This window comes from Bradyrhizobium liaoningense, assembly GCF_018130785.1.
Taxonomy (GTDB): Bacteria; Pseudomonadota; Alphaproteobacteria; order Rhizobiales; family Xanthobacteraceae; genus Bradyrhizobium; species Bradyrhizobium liaoningense_A.
In genome coordinates this window covers 144,207-160,148 of the sequence record NZ_JAFCJT010000010.1, presented here as the reverse complement: position 1 = coordinate 160,148, position 15,942 = coordinate 144,207, and the positions used below count along the sequence as shown (strand labels likewise).

Below are 15,942 nucleotides of genomic sequence, written 5' to 3'. Positions count from 1 at the left end.
GTCGGCGTACTCCTTAGATGCCGCCGAAGTGGTACTTCAGGCCTCCCTTGACCACGAGCCCGGGGCCGGCGCTCGCCCATTTCACGTCGTTTTGCGTATCGCCCGTGCTGCCGACCGGAATGGCGTAGGGCCGGTAGTACTGGTTGAGAAGATTTTCGACCGAGAAGTTCAGCGTGAGATCGGGCCGCGGCTGATACTGGGCGTAGAGGTTGACGAGATCGTACGACGTCGCCGGCGTATAAGTCGGCGGAATGTCGGTGTTCGCGATCACCGACGTCCACATCACCGAGAGGATCAGGGTCCGGTCCAGCAACCGCACGCCGGCGGTCGTCGTGACCTTCTGCGGCGGAACGCTGTACAGGCCAAATCCCGTCTGGAGGTTTTTGCCGTTCTGGTAACTGCCGGAGAGACCGAAGAACCAGGTGTTCGCGTCGTACATCGCCTCGGCCTCGAGACCCTGGATGCGGGCGGACGCGACGTTCTGATATTGCAGGAACGGAAGCACGGTGATGGAGGGCGCCGGCGGCGGGCCGGTAGGGACCACCAGCGGATTTCCATAGGCGACCTGATCGATGAAGTCGGAGATGTCGTTGCGGAACACGTTGATCTTGCCGCGCAGAGTATCGCCCGCCGTGAACAGATCGTTCTTCTTGATGTTGAAGCCGATCTCCTTGTTCTTGCCGACCTCGGGCCGCAGGTTCGGATTCGGAACGAAGCAGAAGGTCGAATCCGCGCCCGGCCCCGGCGTGCCCGACGGACAGCGGAAGAACGAGTCGTTGACCGTCGCGCCCGAATGCGGACCGCTGACCAGCGTTTCCGTGATCGACGGCGCGCGATAACCTTCGGCGTAGCTGACATAGGGCGTCACGACCGCCGTGGGAACGAGCCCTACGGTGATCTTCGGCGACAAACGGTCGCCGCCGGACGACGAGGATGCCGAGGAGAGCTGATAATTGTCGTAACGAAGCGCGCCGATCACCTCGAGCATGGAGGTGTAGTTGGCCTTCCACTGCACGAAACCGCCGGACACCGTGCGCTGACCGCCAGGCGTCGTCACTTCCGAAGTGCCGGTCCTATCCTGCGTCGACACCTTGTCCTGGAACGCGTCCAGTCCGTAGGTCACCGCGTGACGCCAGCTGCCGGTTTCGAAGCGCGTGGTGTTGTACACGTCGACGCCGACCGTATCGAGCAGATATCCGCGGTTGCTGCCGATGCAGCCAGACACTGCATTGCCGGGCACGCCGCCGCAGAAGACCGACGGCGTCGTGCTCGTATGCGCGGTCTTAACCTGGTCGTTCTCCGTGCGGTTCCAGTAGACCTTCGCATCCCAGTCGAACCACTGGTCATCCGGCTGCGAATATTTCCAGCCGAGCGTCGTGGTGTAGTTCTTGACGTCGGACCTGTAGATCGACGTGCCGCTCAGGTTGTTGGCGCCGTTCGCATTGGTCGAGTTGGGATCGCCGGCACGGCGTGGCGGCTGGCCCACGCTGTAGATATCCTCCTGGAAGATGGTGCCGAGCTTGATCTCGTGCCCGTCGGCCGGGCGCACCGTCAGCTTTGCGATGCCGCTGGTGAGCCGGTTGCCGGTGTTGGCGACCTCGAAGCCGGTGCCGTCTTTGTAGCTCTCCTGCGTCGAATAGGTGCCGCCCGCGAACACATCCACATTCGGATTGACGTGAACACCGCCGAAGGCTGAACCGAGCGCGCGTCCGTAATTGCTGCCAAGGATGGTCTTGACGTCGACGCCCCAGCGCTCGCCGGCACGCACGACGTCCTCGATATCCTTGGTGCGGAACGACGCCACGCCGCCGATCGCACCGGAGCCGTAGATGTTGGCGGTCGGACCACGAACGATGTCGATGCCGCTGATCAGCTCGGGGTTGAGGAAGAACGAGCCGTTGGCGAAATGGCCCGTGCGCTGATAGTTCTGCCGCGCGCCGTCAACAACCACGGCGACGCGGCCGAAATCCTGCAAGCCGCGGATATTGATCGAGGTCGACGGCTCGTCGCCGCGGTTCTGAACCCATACGCCGGGCACATTATAGATGAGATCGCCGACCGTGCTGGCCTGGCGGCTTTCGATCTGCGACGACGTCACGACGCTGACCGGTGCGAGCGCATCGACCGCGCGCTCTTCGGTCTTGGACGCCGCGGCCGTGATGGTGTCGAGCGCCTGGACGCCGACGATCGCCTGCGCGCGTGCATCCCACACACTGGTGCTGGCCTGCTGCTGAACAGCTTGCGGCTTGGCCGGATTGCGCTTGGCCTGCTTGGGCTTCGCCGGCTTGGATGATTGCGCGGCTTGATCCGCGGTCTGCGCAAAGCTGCTCACCGGCGACACCGCCGCAATTGAAACCACCGACGCGCCCAAAATCAGCGCGCGCGAATACCTAGCCCCGTCAGCCATAACCCCAACCCAATCATCTTGTGTCTTGTTTGGCTGGCGTGCGCCGCACGAGGCTGGCGACTGGCTGGCTATTGTGGCGCAGGCCCCCCGGCCCGCATTGTTCCATTTGGTTACGTGGCAACACTCTGACGGTCAATGACATCAGGTTGCAGTTTATATCGATTGTAAATTGCAGCCGTTGGAATGCGCCTGATGCCGCTTATACAAACAGGCAGTACTCCAAGATTTCGAAAGCGCATCACACCTACTATGTCAGCAGCGTCCGGAGACAACGGCGGCGATGCGGCAGGGCCCACACAAAGCCCTTCTGCAACAACGAGAACTTTGATCATGCGCGGGAGCCGGATCGATAGCCGCGAGCTCTTTGCGGCGGAGCGCGAGATCATCATCGCGCATGGCGAGGACAGCTATCGCCTCCGCCTGACCTCGCAGAACAAGCTGATCCTGACGAAGTAACCCGCAATGACATTTTGTCGCACCCTTGCAAACCTCCTGCTCACCGGCGCGATCGCGCTCGGGTCGAGCGCGCACGCGGCCGGCATCACGGTGCATGATGCGCGCAATCGCGATGTCGCCGTCACCGACTTCGCGCGGACGGTCTCGATCGGTGGCGCCATCACCGAGATCCTCTATGCACTCGGGCTGGAGAGCCGCCTGGTCGGCGTCGACACCACGAGCCTTTATCCGGCGGCGGCCCTGCACGACAAACCCAATGTCGGCTACATGCGCCAGATTTCGGCCGAAGGCGTGCTGGGCCTCAACCCGACCCTGATCCTGGCGATCCAGGGATCGGGCCCGCGCGAGACCATGGACCTGCTGGAGACGGCGAAGGTGCCGCTGGTGCTGGTGCCCGAGTCCTTCTCCGAGGAGGGCCTGGTCGAGAAGATCAAGCTGGTTGGCCACGCCATGGGCGTCGATGCACGCGCCGAATGCCTCAGCACTGCAGTGACTGCGGATCTTGCGCAGCTGCGCGCACTGCGTGCCAAGGTCACGAAGCCGGCCCGCGTGATGTTCGTGATGTCGCTCCTGAACGGACGGGCGATGGTCGCCGGCCACAAGACCGCCGCCGACGAGATCATCCAGCTCGCCGGCGCCGCCAATGCCGTCGACGATTACGACGGCTACAAGATCATCGGCGACGAGGCGATCGTGGCCGCAAAACCCGACGTCGTGCTGTCGATCGAGCGCGGCAAGGACTCGCTCCAGGCCGACGCGGTGTATACTCATCCCGGCTTTGCCCTGACGCCGGTCGCGGCCAACAAGAGCTTTATCACGATGGACGGGCTCTATCTGCTCGGCTTCGGACCGCGCACGGCGGCGGCGGCGCGCGATCTCTCGGTCAAGCTCTATCCGGCATTGGCCGATAGCGGCGGCGCGTTCACGTCGGCTCTGTCGGCGGCGAATTGCCGGCAATGAGTGTGGCGGCCGGGGCCGAGACGCGAAGCCCGCGGCGAGCCCGCGCGGGACGGCGGTTTACGTCGATTGCCATTCCCCTCCTCCTGGCTGCGCTCATTGCGACCGCGATCATCGCACTGACGGTCGGCGCGGCCGGCATTCCCCTTTCCCGGCTGCCTGCCGCGCTCCGCTTTGCCGGCAACGCAACCGCCGATGCCATGACGGCGCGTGACCAGCTCGTGCTGTGGTCGATCCGCATTCCCCGGATCGCGGCCACGGCGATGGTCGGCGGCCTGCTCGCCGCCGCCGGCGCGATCATGCAAGGACTGTTTCGTAACCCGCTCGCCGATCCCGCGCTGGTCGGCGTCTCCAGCGGCGGGGCGCTCGCGGCCGCAAGCGCGATCGTCTTCACCGATTCGCGCTTCGGCGAGGCGCTGCGTTTCCTCCAGACCGAGCTGCTGCCGCTCGCGGCCTTCGCAGGCTCGCTGGTCACCACCGCGATCCTCTACAGCATCTCCAGCCGCGCCGGGCGGACCTCGATCGCGATCTTCCTGCTCGCCGGCGTCGCCATCACAGCCATCACCAATGCCGGCATCGGGCTGCTGGTGTTCATCGCCGACGACCGCCAGCTTCGCGACATCACGTTCTGGATGCTGGGTTCGATGAGCGGCGCCACCTGGACCAAGGCCGCCGTGCTCGCGCCGGTCCTGGTCATCGGGGTTGGGGCCTGCGCCTATATCGCACGCGGTCTCGATCTGCTGGTGCTGGGCGAGGCCGACGCCTTTCACGGCGGTGTCGATGTCGAGCGTCTGAAGCGAATCTCGATCGTCATGGTCTCCGCCATGACCGGGGTTGCGGTCTCCATCAGCGGTGTCATCGGCTTCGTCGGCATCGTCGTGCCGCACCTCCTGCGCCTCGTTATCGGGCCGGCGCATCGGCTGCTGCTGCCGGCCTCGGTGCTGCTCGGCGCGATCCTGATGGTCGGCGCCGACACGCTGGCGCGCACCATCGTGGCGCCCGCGGAGATGCCGATCGGCATCTTGACGGCCGCAGTCGGCGCGCCGGTCTTCCTCGGCATCCTGCTGCGGCAGCGCGGGCTCGCCTCGCTATGAGCGCCGTGATCGAGGCTCGCGGCTTGAGCAAGCGCGCCGGTCGCGCGACGCTGCTCGACGACGTCGGCCTGACGGTTGCGGCCGGCGAGATGGTCGCGATCATCGGCCCGAACGGGGCCGGGAAGTCCACGCTGCTGCGGCTGCTCTCCGGCGATCTCCGCCCAAACGATGGCGAGGTGCGGCTGAAGCAGCGCGACATCAGAAGCTATACGCCGCGCGAGCTTGCCGCGCGCCGAGCGATGCTGTCCCAGCACATCAACGTCACCTTCCCCTTCACGCTCGAGGAGATCGTGCTGATGGGCGCCGGCGACCGCAGCGCACGCGATGCCGGTGCACTCGTCGATGCCGCACTGGACGAGGTAGGGCTATCGCATTTCCGCGAGCGGCAATTGCCGACGCTATCGGGCGGCGAACAGCAGCGCGCTCATTTCGCCCGGGTGCTGGTGCAGCTCGCCTGCGGCGAGGCCGAGCACGGACCGGGGCTTTTGCTGCTGGACGAGCCGACCTCGAGCCTCGATCTGCGCCACCAGATCGACCTCGTCGAAGCCGCGCAGCGCCGCGCGGCACGCGGCACGGCTGTCATCGCGATCCTGCACGACCTCAACCTCGCAATCCGCTTCGCTGACCGGCTCGTCGTCCTGAACCGCGGCAGGCTCGCCGCCGACGGCCCGCGCAGCAAAATCGTCACGCGCGAGATCATCCGCGACATCTTCGAGATTGACGCCGTCGTCCATCAGGCAGACGACGGCGTGCCTTACGTATTGCCGCAGTCGATGCGCGCGAACTCGACGCCGCCGCGGTGAAGATGCGCTCCCTCGCCCCGCTTGCGGGGAGAGGTAAGGAAGCGCCGCCCAAGGCGAGAGTTTACCCCGCCGGCACGATCACCATGCTCTTGTCCTTCGGCCAGCGGATGCGCCAGGCGAAGTTGATGTCCTTCACCTCGCCGGGCTTGGCGTCGAACGACCATTCCAGCACGCCGCGCTTGTCGCGGATGTTGCTCGCGGTCGGCGGCGTGCTCGCAGGCAGCATCTCGACGACGATATCCTCGCTCTCGCTGACCGGCAGCTGATCCTCGATCGCAACCTTGATCGGGAAGTCGTGGCCGTTGCGGATCGTCGTCTTGAACGAACGCTCGTCGGTCTTCGACGTCGTGACGAGCAGGCCGGCCGAGCCTTCGTTGCGCTTGAGCACGGCACGTTCGATCTTGACCTTGTCGTCGGCGCCGAAGCCGAGCCGCACGATGTCGTCCTTGGCCGAGGCCGACAGCTTGCCACGGCCGACGAAGACGCCGTCGCGGTAGATCGCGACCTTGCCCGGCAACAGAGTCGTGTCATCGGTCTGCTTGAAACTCGCTTCGAGGAAGGCGGTCGGATCCATCACCGGGGCCGCGCGCACCGCGAGGTCGGCGGGCACGCTCATGGAAGCGATACGCAGGCTCTTGGCGCCCTCGGCAGCACCGAGGCTGACGCGGCCGGGAATCTTGAATGTGGCCTGGAAGTCGCCGATCTCGGCAACCGCCTGCTGCTCGTCGGCACGCTCACGCGGCTCCGCAGCTTCGAGAGCCTTGGACAAGGGCGTAAATTGCGCGGAACGCTCTCGCATGGCTGGCGCAGGCCGCGCAAGGTCCGAAGCCGTTCCGAGCGCCATCGGCTTCGGTACCTGCGGATACTGCGCAACCAGCGAGTTGAGCTCCGGCGCGCTGCCGCCGCGACCGATCCGCACCGTGGAGACGCCGAGCGTGACGTTGGACCAATCCTCGCCGGTCGACTGCGTGACCTCGGCGCGGCGAACCAGCTCGACCTGCGGCTTGCGGTCCTTGGCGCCGGTGTCGAGCCGGGCGTCATAGAGCGGCAGCCAGCGCGCGTTGCGGACAGCGTAAGTCACCCGCAGCGTCGCCTTGGTCGCGGCGGCCGAGGCGACGTCGATGCGCACCTCGAGCTTGCTCGGCGGCTTGGCCGAACGCTCGGCTTCGAGCTGCGCGATCTGGCGATCGTTCTCGCGCTGTTTTCGAGTGGCGTCTCGGATCGCGGTGTCGGCAGTCGCGATCTCGTCGCCGACTGCGCTAAAGGCTGCCCGCCATTCGGTGATTGGACGGGCCTCGCCCTTGTCGCCGAGGCCGGCAGGAGAGGTTTCGGCAAACCGCTGAGCGAATTTGCGCCGCGCGACCGCCGCATCGATTGCTCCTTGCAAATCGGAGCGCTCGTCCTTGAGCGTTTCGATGCGTTTGTCGAGTTCGGACAGGTTGACTGGCGGCGCCGCACGCGGCGGCCGGGCATCGATCGTGCCGATGGTGAGCTTGGCACCCGCCTCGCCCTCGACGCGAAGGGAGGACGGATCGAGCGAAAGCGGAAAATCCCTGGCGACGAGCGTGCTGTCACCGGAGGCGAGGTCCAGCGCGATGACACGGGTGACGGTGGCGCCATCGGGATAGACGGTGACGGTGTCGATCGCCGATGTGGCGTCCACATCGGCGGCCCATGAGGGCGACGCCATGTTCACCAGAACCAGGCTCGTCGTTGCCAAACATCTTGCGGTGATGCGCATAAAGTCCCTCCTGCCAGTATCGCCACGCCGCCAACCGGACGCGCGCGATAAAATGCCTCGCCATCGTGATGAGACGCGGCAGGGAAGGAACTGGTTCGATTGGGGTTTCCGTGGGGCGCCGCCGCGGCGGCACCATGGCCGCGGAACGTGTCGCGGTCCCGCAGCGGAGTACTTAAACCTGGGCGGGCGAACCCTGGCCGAAGATGCGGCGGAGCAGATCTGTCACATTCTTGGCGCCGGCCTTCTTCAGGATGCCGGCGCGATAACCTTCGACCGTGCGCGCGCTCAGATGCATGCGCCGGGCGATCTCCTTGTTGGTGAGGCCGGCGGCGAGATGCTCGAGCACGTCGCCCTCACGCCCGGTCAGGGGCTCGCAACCGGGCAACCAGCGCTGGCGGTTCGAGCTGGGCTGGCCGAACTCGTCGATGGCGGCGTCGATCCGGCCAATGATGTCGTGGGTGCGGAACGGCTTTTCGATGAAGTCGGCCGCACCGCTCTTGATCGCGTCGACGGCCATCGCGATGCTGCCGTTCGCCGACGTCACCAGAACCGGAGCCATGCAGTTCTCCTCGCGCAGGCGCTTGAGCACGTCGAGGCCGGAGCGATCGGGCGGCATCTCCAGCAGCACGCAGGCCGGCATCCGCGCCTTGGCTTCCGAAAGCAAAGCTGCGCCGTCGGCAAAGCAGATCACGTCGTAGGCGCTCTGTTGAAGCGCCATTGAAAGTTGTTCGCGCGAGGCCGCGTCCGTTTCAATGACGAATACCTCACCCTTGGAAAGCATGTTCCCCGGCATAGTCCCGATCCAGCAATGTCTTGGTCAAATGGCCCGAGACGGCAGCGGGACTCCGTCGCGCCGCGCCGTCACACGCACGGCATTCACGCCCGTGCTTCGGTGTCCCTTATGTATGTTCCATCCTGTTCCCGGATTTGACGGATCGGGACAGAAACTTTACATTTCGGGACATCTGCGGGAATGGCTGGCAGGAACAGGTCGCATGACCGACCTCATTCGCAGCGCAGGCTTGAGCTACTACCCGGACGTCGCCCGGTCGGTCGGGCTCGACCCGAAACAGATGATGCGCAAGGTCAGGCTGCCGCTGGCCTGCCTCGACAAGCCCGATACGCCCATCGCCGTCACGGCTCTGCGCCGCCTGCTCGAATTGTCGGCAGAGGCTTCAGGCGCTGAAGATTTCGGCTTGCGGCTCGCCGAGCGCGGCGGCCTGACCAATTTCGGCGCGGTCGGCCTGATCGTGCGCGAACAGGCGACCGTCGGCGAGGCGATCGAAGCATTCTCGCGCTTCATCCATGTCCATCACGACGGCATGAAGCTGGACGTCACCCGCAACAAGCGGACCGTGACCGTCACGCTGCATCTGCGCGGCCGGCAGCCGACCGCGCCGCGCCAGTCGATCGACATGGCGCTGGGCAGCGTTCACCGCATCATCCAGTCGTTATTCAGCAGCGATTGGCGGCCGCTCGAAGTGCATCTGCATTATCCGCCGCCACACGACCGCAAGCGCTACCGCGACTTCTTCGGTTGCCGCGTCACCTTCAATGCCGATGACGATGCGATGCTGTTGTCAGCGCACGACATGGAGCGGCGGATCCCGAGCGCGCATCCGCTGATCGCGAGCTATCTGCGCAAGCGGATCGAGGCGATCGAGACGCGGCCGGCAAGCTGGGAGGAGAAGGTCGACGAGGTCGTGCGCATCCTGCTCGCCGGCGGCGACTGCACGGTCGAGCGCGTGGCCGAGCATCTTGCCTGCACCCGCCGCACCATCCATCGGCACCTCGCTGAAGCCGGCACCAGTTTCTCGGCCATCCTCGACGCACAGCGCGCCGATCTCGTGATCCAGTTGATCGACGACACCGGCCGGCCGCTGGCGGACGTCGCCGCGCAACTCGGCTTCTCCGCACAGAGCGCGATGGCGCGCTGGTTCCGTGGCCGTTTCGGCTGCACCATCACTGCATGGCGCAAAGGCGTGCGGCCACTGGCCAAGCCCGCCGACGTTCCCTCGGCGTCCGCGGCCTAGGCTCAGCGTGCCGGAGCCGGCATGCCCATGATCGCAAGCGCACGCCGGGGATTTCCGGCGAGCAGCGGTCCGAATGCGGCGGCAAAGCCGAGGAACGCGACGATCCAGCCGCAGGCCGCAATATGCAGCAGCACATCGCTTTGCGCCGGCAACACAACGGCAGCAACCCGCGCCAGTGCCGCGATGATGATCGCGACATAGATGCCCTGGGTGGCGGGTGATGCCGTCAGCGCCTGCCCGGTATGGCCAAGGCTCGCGCGCGTCATCACCGCGAGCGTCATGATTCCGGCAGCCCCCGTCATCCAGGCGTGAATGCCCGCGCTCGGCGGCAGCAGGCCGAAGCCGGCCAGAGCGTTGAGGAGAAAACCGAGCGGCACGAAGATGTACCCGACATGCAGGATCAGCAGCAGCCGCTCGCGCGAGGTGCGGTCGCCGGCCCAGCGCGCGAACCGCACCAGATGGAGCACACCGACGAGCGCCATCACCGCGCCGGTGATCATGTTCAGCGGCGCCACGATCCACGCAACGAGCGCGAGCGCGCTCAATCCAATCACCGCACCGTCGAAGCGGCCGAACGGCACCGGCAGGCGGCCGGGATTGAACTTGACCAGCCAGTTGCGGGTGAAGCTGGGGATGATGCGGCCGCCGATCAGCGAGATCAGCAGCACGACCACACCGATGCCAACGCGGATGCCCACATCGGCTGCGCCCTCGAAGTGCGCTTCGAGATGGAAGGCGACATTGCCGGCGAGCAGCACCAGCACGAGCACCACAACTGGCAAATTGCGCCAATTACCGCCCGCGATGATCTCGCGCGTCGCGGCCGCGACGACCAGCGCCAGGAAGGCGGCATCGACGACGAGCGCGAACGCCCAACCGATATCGGCGGACAGCGTCACTGCAAGACGTCCGGCGAGCCAGACCACCAGCAGCGCGCCCAGCGACGTCCCCTGGATCGGCAGCCGCCCGGTCCAGTTCGGGATCGCCGTGAACAGGAATCCCGTGATCACCGCCGGCAGGAAGCCATAGAGCATCTCGTGGACGTGCCAGTCGCGCGGCGCGAACGTCGAACTGACCGATAGCTCGCCGTAGAACATCGGCAGCCAGGCCAAAATTGACAGCCCGGCCTGGATCGCGGCCAGCAGAAAAAAGGGGCGAAAACTGTTCGCAAACAGCGGCCAGCCCTCAAAATTGCGGGATCGGGCGCCAGCCATGGGGCAACTCCTGTGAATTCGGACCGTTGCCTGGAAAAATACTGCCGTCCGGCCGGCCCGTTTTGCGCTATCGCAAACTGCCTGACGATTACAGGTGCCATCACACTCCCGAGCGCCGAGGAGACAGAATGGCCAAGGTCGACACATCGCTGGTTGCGCATCTGCCGCTATTCGCCGGCGTCAAGCCTGATGACCTCGACGAGATCCTGCGCGAGGCCCGCTCGGCGCGCTATCCCAGGAACACGGCCATTTTCGAACAGGGCGCTGACGCGCAATCCTTCTTCCTGCTGCTGCACGGCCACGTCCGCGCGACCAAGACCACCCCGACCGGCGAACAGATCGTCGTGCGCTATGTCGCGCCCGGCGAGACCTTTGGCCTCGCGATGGCGATCGGTGCCGTGCACTATCCCGCGACCGCGATGGCGGTCGACGACAGTGTGGTGCTGATCTGGCCGAATTCGGCCTGGCCGCGGCTGATCGAGCGGTTTCCGGCGATCGCCACCAATACGCTGCAAACCGTCGGCGCGCGGCTGCAGGAGAGCCACACCCGCATCCTGGAAATGTCGACCCAGCAGGTCGAGCAGCGCGTCGCGCATGCGCTGCTGCGGCTCGCAAAACAGTCCGGCAAGAAGCTCGACCACGGCATCGAGATCGACTTCCCGATCAGCCGCCAGGACATCGCGCAGATGACCGGCACCACGCTGCATACCGTCAGCCGTATCCTGAGCGGCTGGGAGAGCCAGGGCCTCGTCGAGAGCGGCCGTCAGCGCATCATCCTGCGCGATCCGCACAAGATCGTGGTGCTGGCGGAGCGGACGGCGGACAGCAGCCCGATCTAAAAATTAGGGGTGAGGGGCGCTTCCGCTTACGGCGAAAGCCCGCCCTCGCCCGGGAATCCGCGCGCGACCCGCGCGAACTCCAACCCGCCTCACGCCGGCACGCATTCGCACAGCGCAGCGAGGAATTTGTCGCGATCAATGCCATGCTCGCGGCAGGCGTCTTCCACGGTGTGGAAGGTCGCGATCGGACAGCCGACGCAAGCCATCCTGAAGGCGAGGAACACGCGGATCGTGTGCGGCGCCGCGCGCATGATGTCATCGACCAGATCGTCGGATCGGAAAGGCATGGACAACTCCGTTCCGAAGTGACGATAGCGGAGCGGGTCCGAGCTTCTTTGTTGAAGCGCAAGCTGTTGCCAGGTCCTCCGCCGTCCTTCCGGGTTACACCGCCCTGCTGTGCAACTGCTTCGCCGGATCCAGATGCGCGTCGAACGCGGCAGCGACGCTTCGCACCAGGAAGCGCGAGTCGCTTGCAACCGCGAGGCGGTCGCCGTCCAGCCTCACCACGCCGTCCGAGATCAGCGGCTTCAGGCGCGAGGCCGATTGCAGCATCGCCTCGGGCTGTGCGCCATGACGTGCGCAGATGTCACCGAGATCGGCGCCGAATTCGCACATGATGCGCTCGATGATGTCGGCGCGCAGCCGGTCGTCGTCGGTGAGCCCGTAGCCCTTTGCGGTGGCCAAGTCGCCATTGGCAATGCTTTGTGCGTAGGCGCCGATCTGCACCTGGTTCTGCACATAGCCCTGCGGCAGATGTCCGATTGCGCTGGCGCCGAACCCGAGCAGGACCTCGCCTCGGTCGGTGGTGTAGCCCTGGAAATTGCGCCGCAGCGTCCGCTCCTCGAAGGCCACGGCCATGGCGTCGTCGGGGCGCGCGAAATGGTCGAGCCCGATCTGCACATAGCCGGCCTCCTTCAGCGCATTGGCGATCGCGCACGCCTGGTCGTGACGCGCCAGACCATCAGGCAGATGCCTCTCATCGATCATGCGCTGGTGCTTCTTGAAATCAGGCACATGCGCATAACCAAACACCGAGAAGCGGTCGGGCCCAAGCTCGAGCGAACGCCGCACGGTGTCCAGGCAGGAAGCTACGGTCTGGTGTGGCAAGCCGTAGATCAAATCGAAGTTGATCCCGTTGATCCCGGCACGATGCAGCCGATCGACGACAGAAGCCGTCTGCTCATAGCTCTGCACGCGATTGATCGCGCGCTGCACGACCGGATCGAAGCTCTGTACCCCAAGGCTCGCGCGGTTGACGCCGGAGAGCCGCATGGCCTCCACCATCTCTGATGTCAGCGTGCGCGGATCGATCTCGACCGCGATCTCGGCCGACGGCAGCACGAAGAACGAGTGGCGCATCGCCGCCATCAACTCGGCAAAAGCCTCCGGCGCCATGATGGTCGGCGTGCCGCCACCGAAATGGATGTGCTCGACCTTGATGCGGCGGCCGATGGCCTCGGTGACTTGCGCGATCTCACTGCGCAGCGTCCGCTGATAGGCTGCAATGAGCCCGTCGCGGCGGACGATCTGGGTATGGCAGCCGCAATACCAGCACATCTCGCGGCAGAACGGCACGTGCAGATAAAGTGAGGCGCTGCCGCCTGCAGGAAGCTCGGACAGCCACCTTGCGTAGGTGTCCGCGCCGATCGCCGGCGAGAAATGCGGCGCGGTCGGATAGCTGGTGTAGCGCGGCAAACGTTCTTCGCCATAGCTCGCTGCGAGATCGGTCCTCATATCTTACCCATTCGTAAATCGATGCCGCGCAGTGGCGCGGCGCGTCCCGGATGGCATTGGATTACCCGTTTTCGGGCGGACCACCTTGCGCTCGCTCAAAGTCAGAGCGCCGGATCGGAGTCATGGTGACGTTCAATCATGACTCACTGGAGATAGGCCATGGCGTCGCTCGCGCTCGATCTCGTTCTCTGGCTCATCGGCGTTCGCGGTCATATCCCGCGCTTCGACGATTTTCGTCCGGTCCCCGCGGCGCCTTCTGTCGGCGCAGGTTATCTCGCGCGCGTGCTGGCCATCGCGGCCGCCATCCTTGCTGCGCTGTCGCTCGCGGTCTGGGGCACGGTCTGGATTGCGATCCAGCTTCTCTAATCGACAACCATCGATTCACGATCGAGCGCAGCTGAACATGCGAACGATTTGCTGCTGCCGCAACTGATGCCGCGCGGCGTCGCGTCCTTCGCATCGTCGACGCGAGCTTCGGCAAACCTCTTAAGGACTTTACCGGAAGCGAATCCGGCAAAAGCTTGTCGCAGCGCAAACACTCTTGCCGTAACAGGCGCAGACTGCATCCGTCATCAAAACCCTTTCAGATGAAGGATGCTTCCGATGTTCACCCGCAGAGCCGCATTGATCAGCGCCGCCGCGACCGCCCTGATGCTGGCGACACCCACGTTCGCGGCCAGCGATCTCAAGCTGCCGCGCCAGAAGGTCGAACTGGTCGCCCCGCCCTTCGTGCACGCGCACGAGCAGGCCACGACGCAGGGCCCCAAGATCGTCGAGTTCAAGCTCAACATCGAAGAGAAGAAGGTCGTCATCGACGACAAGGGCACCACCTTCCAGGCCATGACCTTCAACGGCTCGATGCCGGGCCCGTTGATGGTCGTGCATGAAGGCGACTATGTCGAAGTGACACTGGTCAATCCTTCGACCAACACCATGCCGCACAATATCGACTTCCACTCCGCGACCGGCGCGCTCGGCGGCGCCGAGCTCACGCTGGTCAATCCCGGCGAGCAGGTCGTGCTGCGCTGGAAGGCGACGCGGACCGGCGTATTCGTCTATCACTGCGCGCCGGGCGGCCCGATGATCCCCTGGCATGTCGTCTCTGGCATGAACGGTGCCGTGATGGTGCTGCCGCGCGACGGCCTCAACGACGGCAGGGGCCACGCGCTGAAATACGACAAGGTCTACTATGTCGGCGAGCAGGACATGTACGTGCCGCGCGACGAGAAGGGCAACTTCAAGTCCTATGATTCGCCTGGCGAGGCCTTCACCGAGACCGAAGAGGTGATGAAGAAGCTGATCCCCACGCATGTCGTGTTCAACGGCAAGGTCGGCTCGCTCACCGGCAAGAACGCACTGACGGCCAAGGTCGGCGAGAACGTGCTGATCGTGCATTCGCAGGCCAATCGCGACAGCCGTCCGCACCTGATCGGCGGCCATGGCGACTACGTCTGGGAGACCGGAAAATTCTCCAACGCGCCGGAGACCGGGCTCGAGACCTGGTTCATCCGTGGCGGCTCGGCGGGAGCGGCGCTGTACAAGTTCCTGCAGCCCGGCATCTACGCCTATGTCACGCATAATCTGATCGAGGCGGCGGATCTCGGCGCCACCGCGCATTTCAAGGTCGAAGGCAAGTGGAACGACGACCTGATGACCCAGGTGAAGGCGCCTGCGGAGATACCGGCTCCCAACACCAACTAGACACGACAAGGGGCCGGTCATCACCGGCCCCTTCTTCTTCGGGGGAACGACCATGCTGATCGCATTCAAGCTGAAACTGCTGCTCGCCTGCGCCGCCGGGCTCGCAGGGCCGATCGCCGTGGCGCCGCTGGTCTCGGACATGGCGGTCCATGGCACGGCGACGGAGCCTGCCATCGTCAGGGTGGCGCCGGGCAGTCTCTCCTATCGCGAGGCCGGCGATTTCACTCGCGCGGGGCAGCAGGCCGAAGTGCCGCTGCGCGCGATGCGCTTCAACCGGCCGCTGCACATCATGCGGCACCAGGTCTCGTCATCCGACTATCAGCTCTGCGTCCGGGATGGCGCCTGCCGCGCGCTCGATCGCGGCGTCGCGATTGCGTCCGATCGTCCCGCGGTGCAGGTGAGCTGGCACGATGCGCAGGCCTATGCGGGCTGGCTGTCGCGCAAGACCGGCCACACCTACCGCCTGCCGAGCGACGCGGAATGGGCCTTTGCGGCAGGCTCCCGGTTCAGGGACGACGGCGCGCCTGTGGACGCAGACGATCCTTCAAAGCGCTGGATCAGCCGTTACGAGCGAGAATCCGAGCGCGATTTCTCCGACACCACGGCCCATCCGTTCGGCAAGTTCGGCCCCAACGAGCACGGCATCGAGGACATTGCCGGCAATGTCTGGGAATGGACCTCGACCTGCTTCATGCGCTCGCGCATCGACGAAGCCGGCAATGCCGGCCGCCCGACCGTGAATTGCGGCGTGCGCGTCGCCGAGGGCGCGCACCGCGCCTACGTCACCGACTTCATCCGCGACGCTCGTGCCGGCGGCTGCGCGCAGGGCGTGCCGCCCGCCAATCTCGGCTTCCGCCTGGTGCGCGAGGAGCCGTCATGGGTCGCAAGCGTGTCGGCGCGGTGGGGCAAGGTGTGGGCGGCGAGATCGTAGCGGATGCACACGTGAGGTGAAGAACGACGGGG

The 15,942-nt window shown here is 65.4% G+C and carries 15 protein-coding genes; 9 read left to right on the top strand and 6 right to left on the bottom strand.

The annotated features are described in order from the left end of the window. Nucleotides 1-13 precede the first annotated feature (13 nt). Nucleotides 14-2,407 (bottom strand): TonB-dependent hemoglobin/transferrin/lactoferrin family receptor, encoded by a 2,394-nt coding sequence (locus JQ627_RS21340; RefSeq protein ID WP_212486112.1) that lies wholly within the window; start codon nucleotides 2,405-2,407, stop codon nucleotides 14-16. Nucleotides 2,408-2,656: 249 nt separating this feature from the next. Between JQ627_RS21340 and JQ627_RS39110 the strand changes: the two genes are divergently transcribed. From JQ627_RS39110 to JQ627_RS21320, 4 genes are read left to right on the top strand one after another with little or no spacing between them, the layout of a single operon-like run. After that, nucleotides 2,657-2,863, top strand: coding sequence for a hemin uptake protein HemP (locus tag JQ627_RS39110; RefSeq protein WP_249143256.1), 207 nt, complete (start codon nucleotides 2,657-2,659; stop codon nucleotides 2,861-2,863). Between the two features lie 6 nt (nucleotides 2,864-2,869). Further along, nucleotides 2,870-3,823 carry a hemin ABC transporter substrate-binding protein gene (locus JQ627_RS21330; protein ID WP_212486111.1) on the top strand — a complete coding sequence of 318 codons (954 nt, stop codon included), beginning with the start codon at nucleotides 2,870-2,872 and terminating at the stop codon, nucleotides 3,821-3,823. Next, a complete protein-coding gene (locus JQ627_RS21325; protein ID WP_212486110.1) occupies nucleotides 3,820-4,914 on the top strand; it encodes an iron ABC transporter permease in 1,095 nt (364 codons plus the stop codon). Before JQ627_RS21330 ends, JQ627_RS21325 begins: the two co-directional genes overlap by 4 nt. Continuing rightward, nucleotides 4,911-5,717: a heme ABC transporter ATP-binding protein gene (locus JQ627_RS21320; protein WP_212486109.1), complete on the top strand. Its 807-nt coding sequence runs from the start codon at nucleotides 4,911-4,913 to the stop codon at nucleotides 5,715-5,717. The genes JQ627_RS21325 and JQ627_RS21320 overlap by 4 nt, the downstream gene beginning before the upstream one ends. A gap of 61 nt (nucleotides 5,718-5,778) precedes the next feature. On the opposite strand, the gene JQ627_RS21315 is transcribed toward JQ627_RS21320, so the two are convergent. Both JQ627_RS21315 and JQ627_RS21310 read right to left on the bottom strand, forming a co-directional pair. Beyond that, nucleotides 5,779-7,458 (bottom strand): mucoidy inhibitor MuiA family protein, encoded by a 1,680-nt coding sequence (locus tag JQ627_RS21315; RefSeq protein WP_212486108.1) that lies wholly within the window; start codon nucleotides 7,456-7,458, stop codon nucleotides 5,779-5,781. Between the two features lie 172 nt (nucleotides 7,459-7,630). Then, nucleotides 7,631-8,251, bottom strand: a complete 621-nt coding sequence (locus JQ627_RS21310; protein WP_212486107.1) for a response regulator transcription factor — start codon at nucleotides 8,249-8,251, stop codon at nucleotides 7,631-7,633. Between the two features lie 202 nt (nucleotides 8,252-8,453). Here JQ627_RS21310 and JQ627_RS21305 point away from each other — a divergent pair, with 202 nt between their 5' ends. Then, nucleotides 8,454-9,491 carry an AraC family transcriptional regulator gene (locus tag JQ627_RS21305; RefSeq protein WP_212486106.1) on the top strand — a complete coding sequence of 346 codons (1,038 nt, stop codon included), beginning with the start codon at nucleotides 8,454-8,456 and terminating at the stop codon, nucleotides 9,489-9,491. 2 nt (nucleotides 9,492-9,493) lie between these two features. On the opposite strand, the gene JQ627_RS21300 is transcribed toward JQ627_RS21305, so the two are convergent. Then, on the bottom strand, nucleotides 9,494-10,705 hold the full coding sequence (locus tag JQ627_RS21300; protein WP_212486105.1) for an NnrS family protein: 1,212 nt from the start codon (nucleotides 10,703-10,705) through the stop codon (nucleotides 9,494-9,496). A gap of 128 nt (nucleotides 10,706-10,833) precedes the next feature. Here JQ627_RS21300 and JQ627_RS21295 point away from each other — a divergent pair, with 128 nt between their 5' ends. Then, nucleotides 10,834-11,544: a Crp/Fnr family transcriptional regulator gene (locus JQ627_RS21295; RefSeq protein ID WP_212486104.1), complete on the top strand. Its 711-nt coding sequence runs from the start codon at nucleotides 10,834-10,836 to the stop codon at nucleotides 11,542-11,544. An 89-nt stretch (nucleotides 11,545-11,633) separates the two neighbouring features. Here JQ627_RS21295 and JQ627_RS21290 read toward each other — a convergent pair whose 3' ends face one another. Continuing rightward, a complete protein-coding gene (locus JQ627_RS21290; protein WP_014492467.1) occupies nucleotides 11,634-11,831 on the bottom strand; it encodes a DUF1858 domain-containing protein in 198 nt (65 codons plus the stop codon). 94 nt (nucleotides 11,832-11,925) lie between these two features. Next, nucleotides 11,926-13,278, bottom strand: coding sequence for an oxygen-independent coproporphyrinogen III oxidase (gene hemN, locus JQ627_RS21285; protein ID WP_212486103.1), 1,353 nt, complete (start codon nucleotides 13,276-13,278; stop codon nucleotides 11,926-11,928). A 159-nt stretch (nucleotides 13,279-13,437) separates the two neighbouring features. On the opposite strand from hemN, the gene JQ627_RS21280 reads away from it, so the two are divergent. The 3 genes from JQ627_RS21280 to JQ627_RS21270 all read left to right on the top strand — a co-directional run bounded on the left by JQ627_RS21280 (nucleotide 13,438) and on the right by JQ627_RS21270 (nucleotide 15,910). After that, entirely contained in the window at nucleotides 13,438-13,644 is a 207-nt protein-coding gene (locus tag JQ627_RS21280) for a hypothetical protein (RefSeq protein ID WP_212486102.1), read from the top strand. Between the two features lie 237 nt (nucleotides 13,645-13,881). Next, nucleotides 13,882-14,979: a copper-containing nitrite reductase gene (gene nirK / locus JQ627_RS21275; RefSeq protein WP_212486101.1), complete on the top strand. Its 1,098-nt coding sequence runs from the start codon at nucleotides 13,882-13,884 to the stop codon at nucleotides 14,977-14,979. A 52-nt stretch (nucleotides 14,980-15,031) separates the two neighbouring features. Continuing rightward, nucleotides 15,032-15,910 (top strand): SUMF1/EgtB/PvdO family nonheme iron enzyme, encoded by an 879-nt coding sequence (locus tag JQ627_RS21270; protein ID WP_212486100.1) that lies wholly within the window; start codon nucleotides 15,032-15,034, stop codon nucleotides 15,908-15,910. The last annotated feature ends 32 nt before the right edge of the window (nucleotides 15,911-15,942 follow it).

Bases quoted from the DNA above. Each gene is read 5' to 3' on its own strand.
- JQ627_RS21340 (WP_212486112.1), bottom strand. From the start codon at position 2,407: ATGGCTGACGGGGCTAGGTATTCGCGCGCGCTGATTTTGGGCGCGTCG.
- JQ627_RS39110 (WP_249143256.1), top strand. From the start codon at position 2,657: ATGTCAGCAGCGTCCGGAGACAACGGCGGCGATGCGGCAGGGCCCACA.
- JQ627_RS21330 (WP_212486111.1), top strand. From the start codon at position 2,870: ATGACATTTTGTCGCACCCTTGCAAACCTCCTGCTCACCGGCGCGATC.
- JQ627_RS21325 (WP_212486110.1), top strand. From the start codon at position 3,820: ATGAGTGTGGCGGCCGGGGCCGAGACGCGAAGCCCGCGGCGAGCCCGC.
- JQ627_RS21320 (WP_212486109.1), top strand. From the start codon at position 4,911: ATGAGCGCCGTGATCGAGGCTCGCGGCTTGAGCAAGCGCGCCGGTCGC.
- JQ627_RS21315 (WP_212486108.1), bottom strand. From the start codon at position 7,458: ATGCGCATCACCGCAAGATGTTTGGCAACGACGAGCCTGGTTCTGGTG.
- JQ627_RS21310 (WP_212486107.1), bottom strand. From the start codon at position 8,251: ATGCCGGGGAACATGCTTTCCAAGGGTGAGGTATTCGTCATTGAAACG.
- JQ627_RS21305 (WP_212486106.1), top strand. From the start codon at position 8,454: ATGACCGACCTCATTCGCAGCGCAGGCTTGAGCTACTACCCGGACGTC.
- JQ627_RS21300 (WP_212486105.1), bottom strand. From the start codon at position 10,705: ATGGCTGGCGCCCGATCCCGCAATTTTGAGGGCTGGCCGCTGTTTGCG.
- JQ627_RS21295 (WP_212486104.1), top strand. From the start codon at position 10,834: ATGGCCAAGGTCGACACATCGCTGGTTGCGCATCTGCCGCTATTCGCC.
- JQ627_RS21290 (WP_014492467.1), bottom strand. From the start codon at position 11,831: ATGCCTTTCCGATCCGACGATCTGGTCGATGACATCATGCGCGCGGCG.
- hemN (WP_212486103.1), bottom strand. From the start codon at position 13,278: ATGAGGACCGATCTCGCAGCGAGCTATGGCGAAGAACGTTTGCCGCGC.
- JQ627_RS21280 (WP_212486102.1), top strand. From the start codon at position 13,438: ATGGCGTCGCTCGCGCTCGATCTCGTTCTCTGGCTCATCGGCGTTCGC.
- nirK (WP_212486101.1), top strand. From the start codon at position 13,882: ATGTTCACCCGCAGAGCCGCATTGATCAGCGCCGCCGCGACCGCCCTG.
- JQ627_RS21270 (WP_212486100.1), top strand. From the start codon at position 15,032: ATGCTGATCGCATTCAAGCTGAAACTGCTGCTCGCCTGCGCCGCCGGG.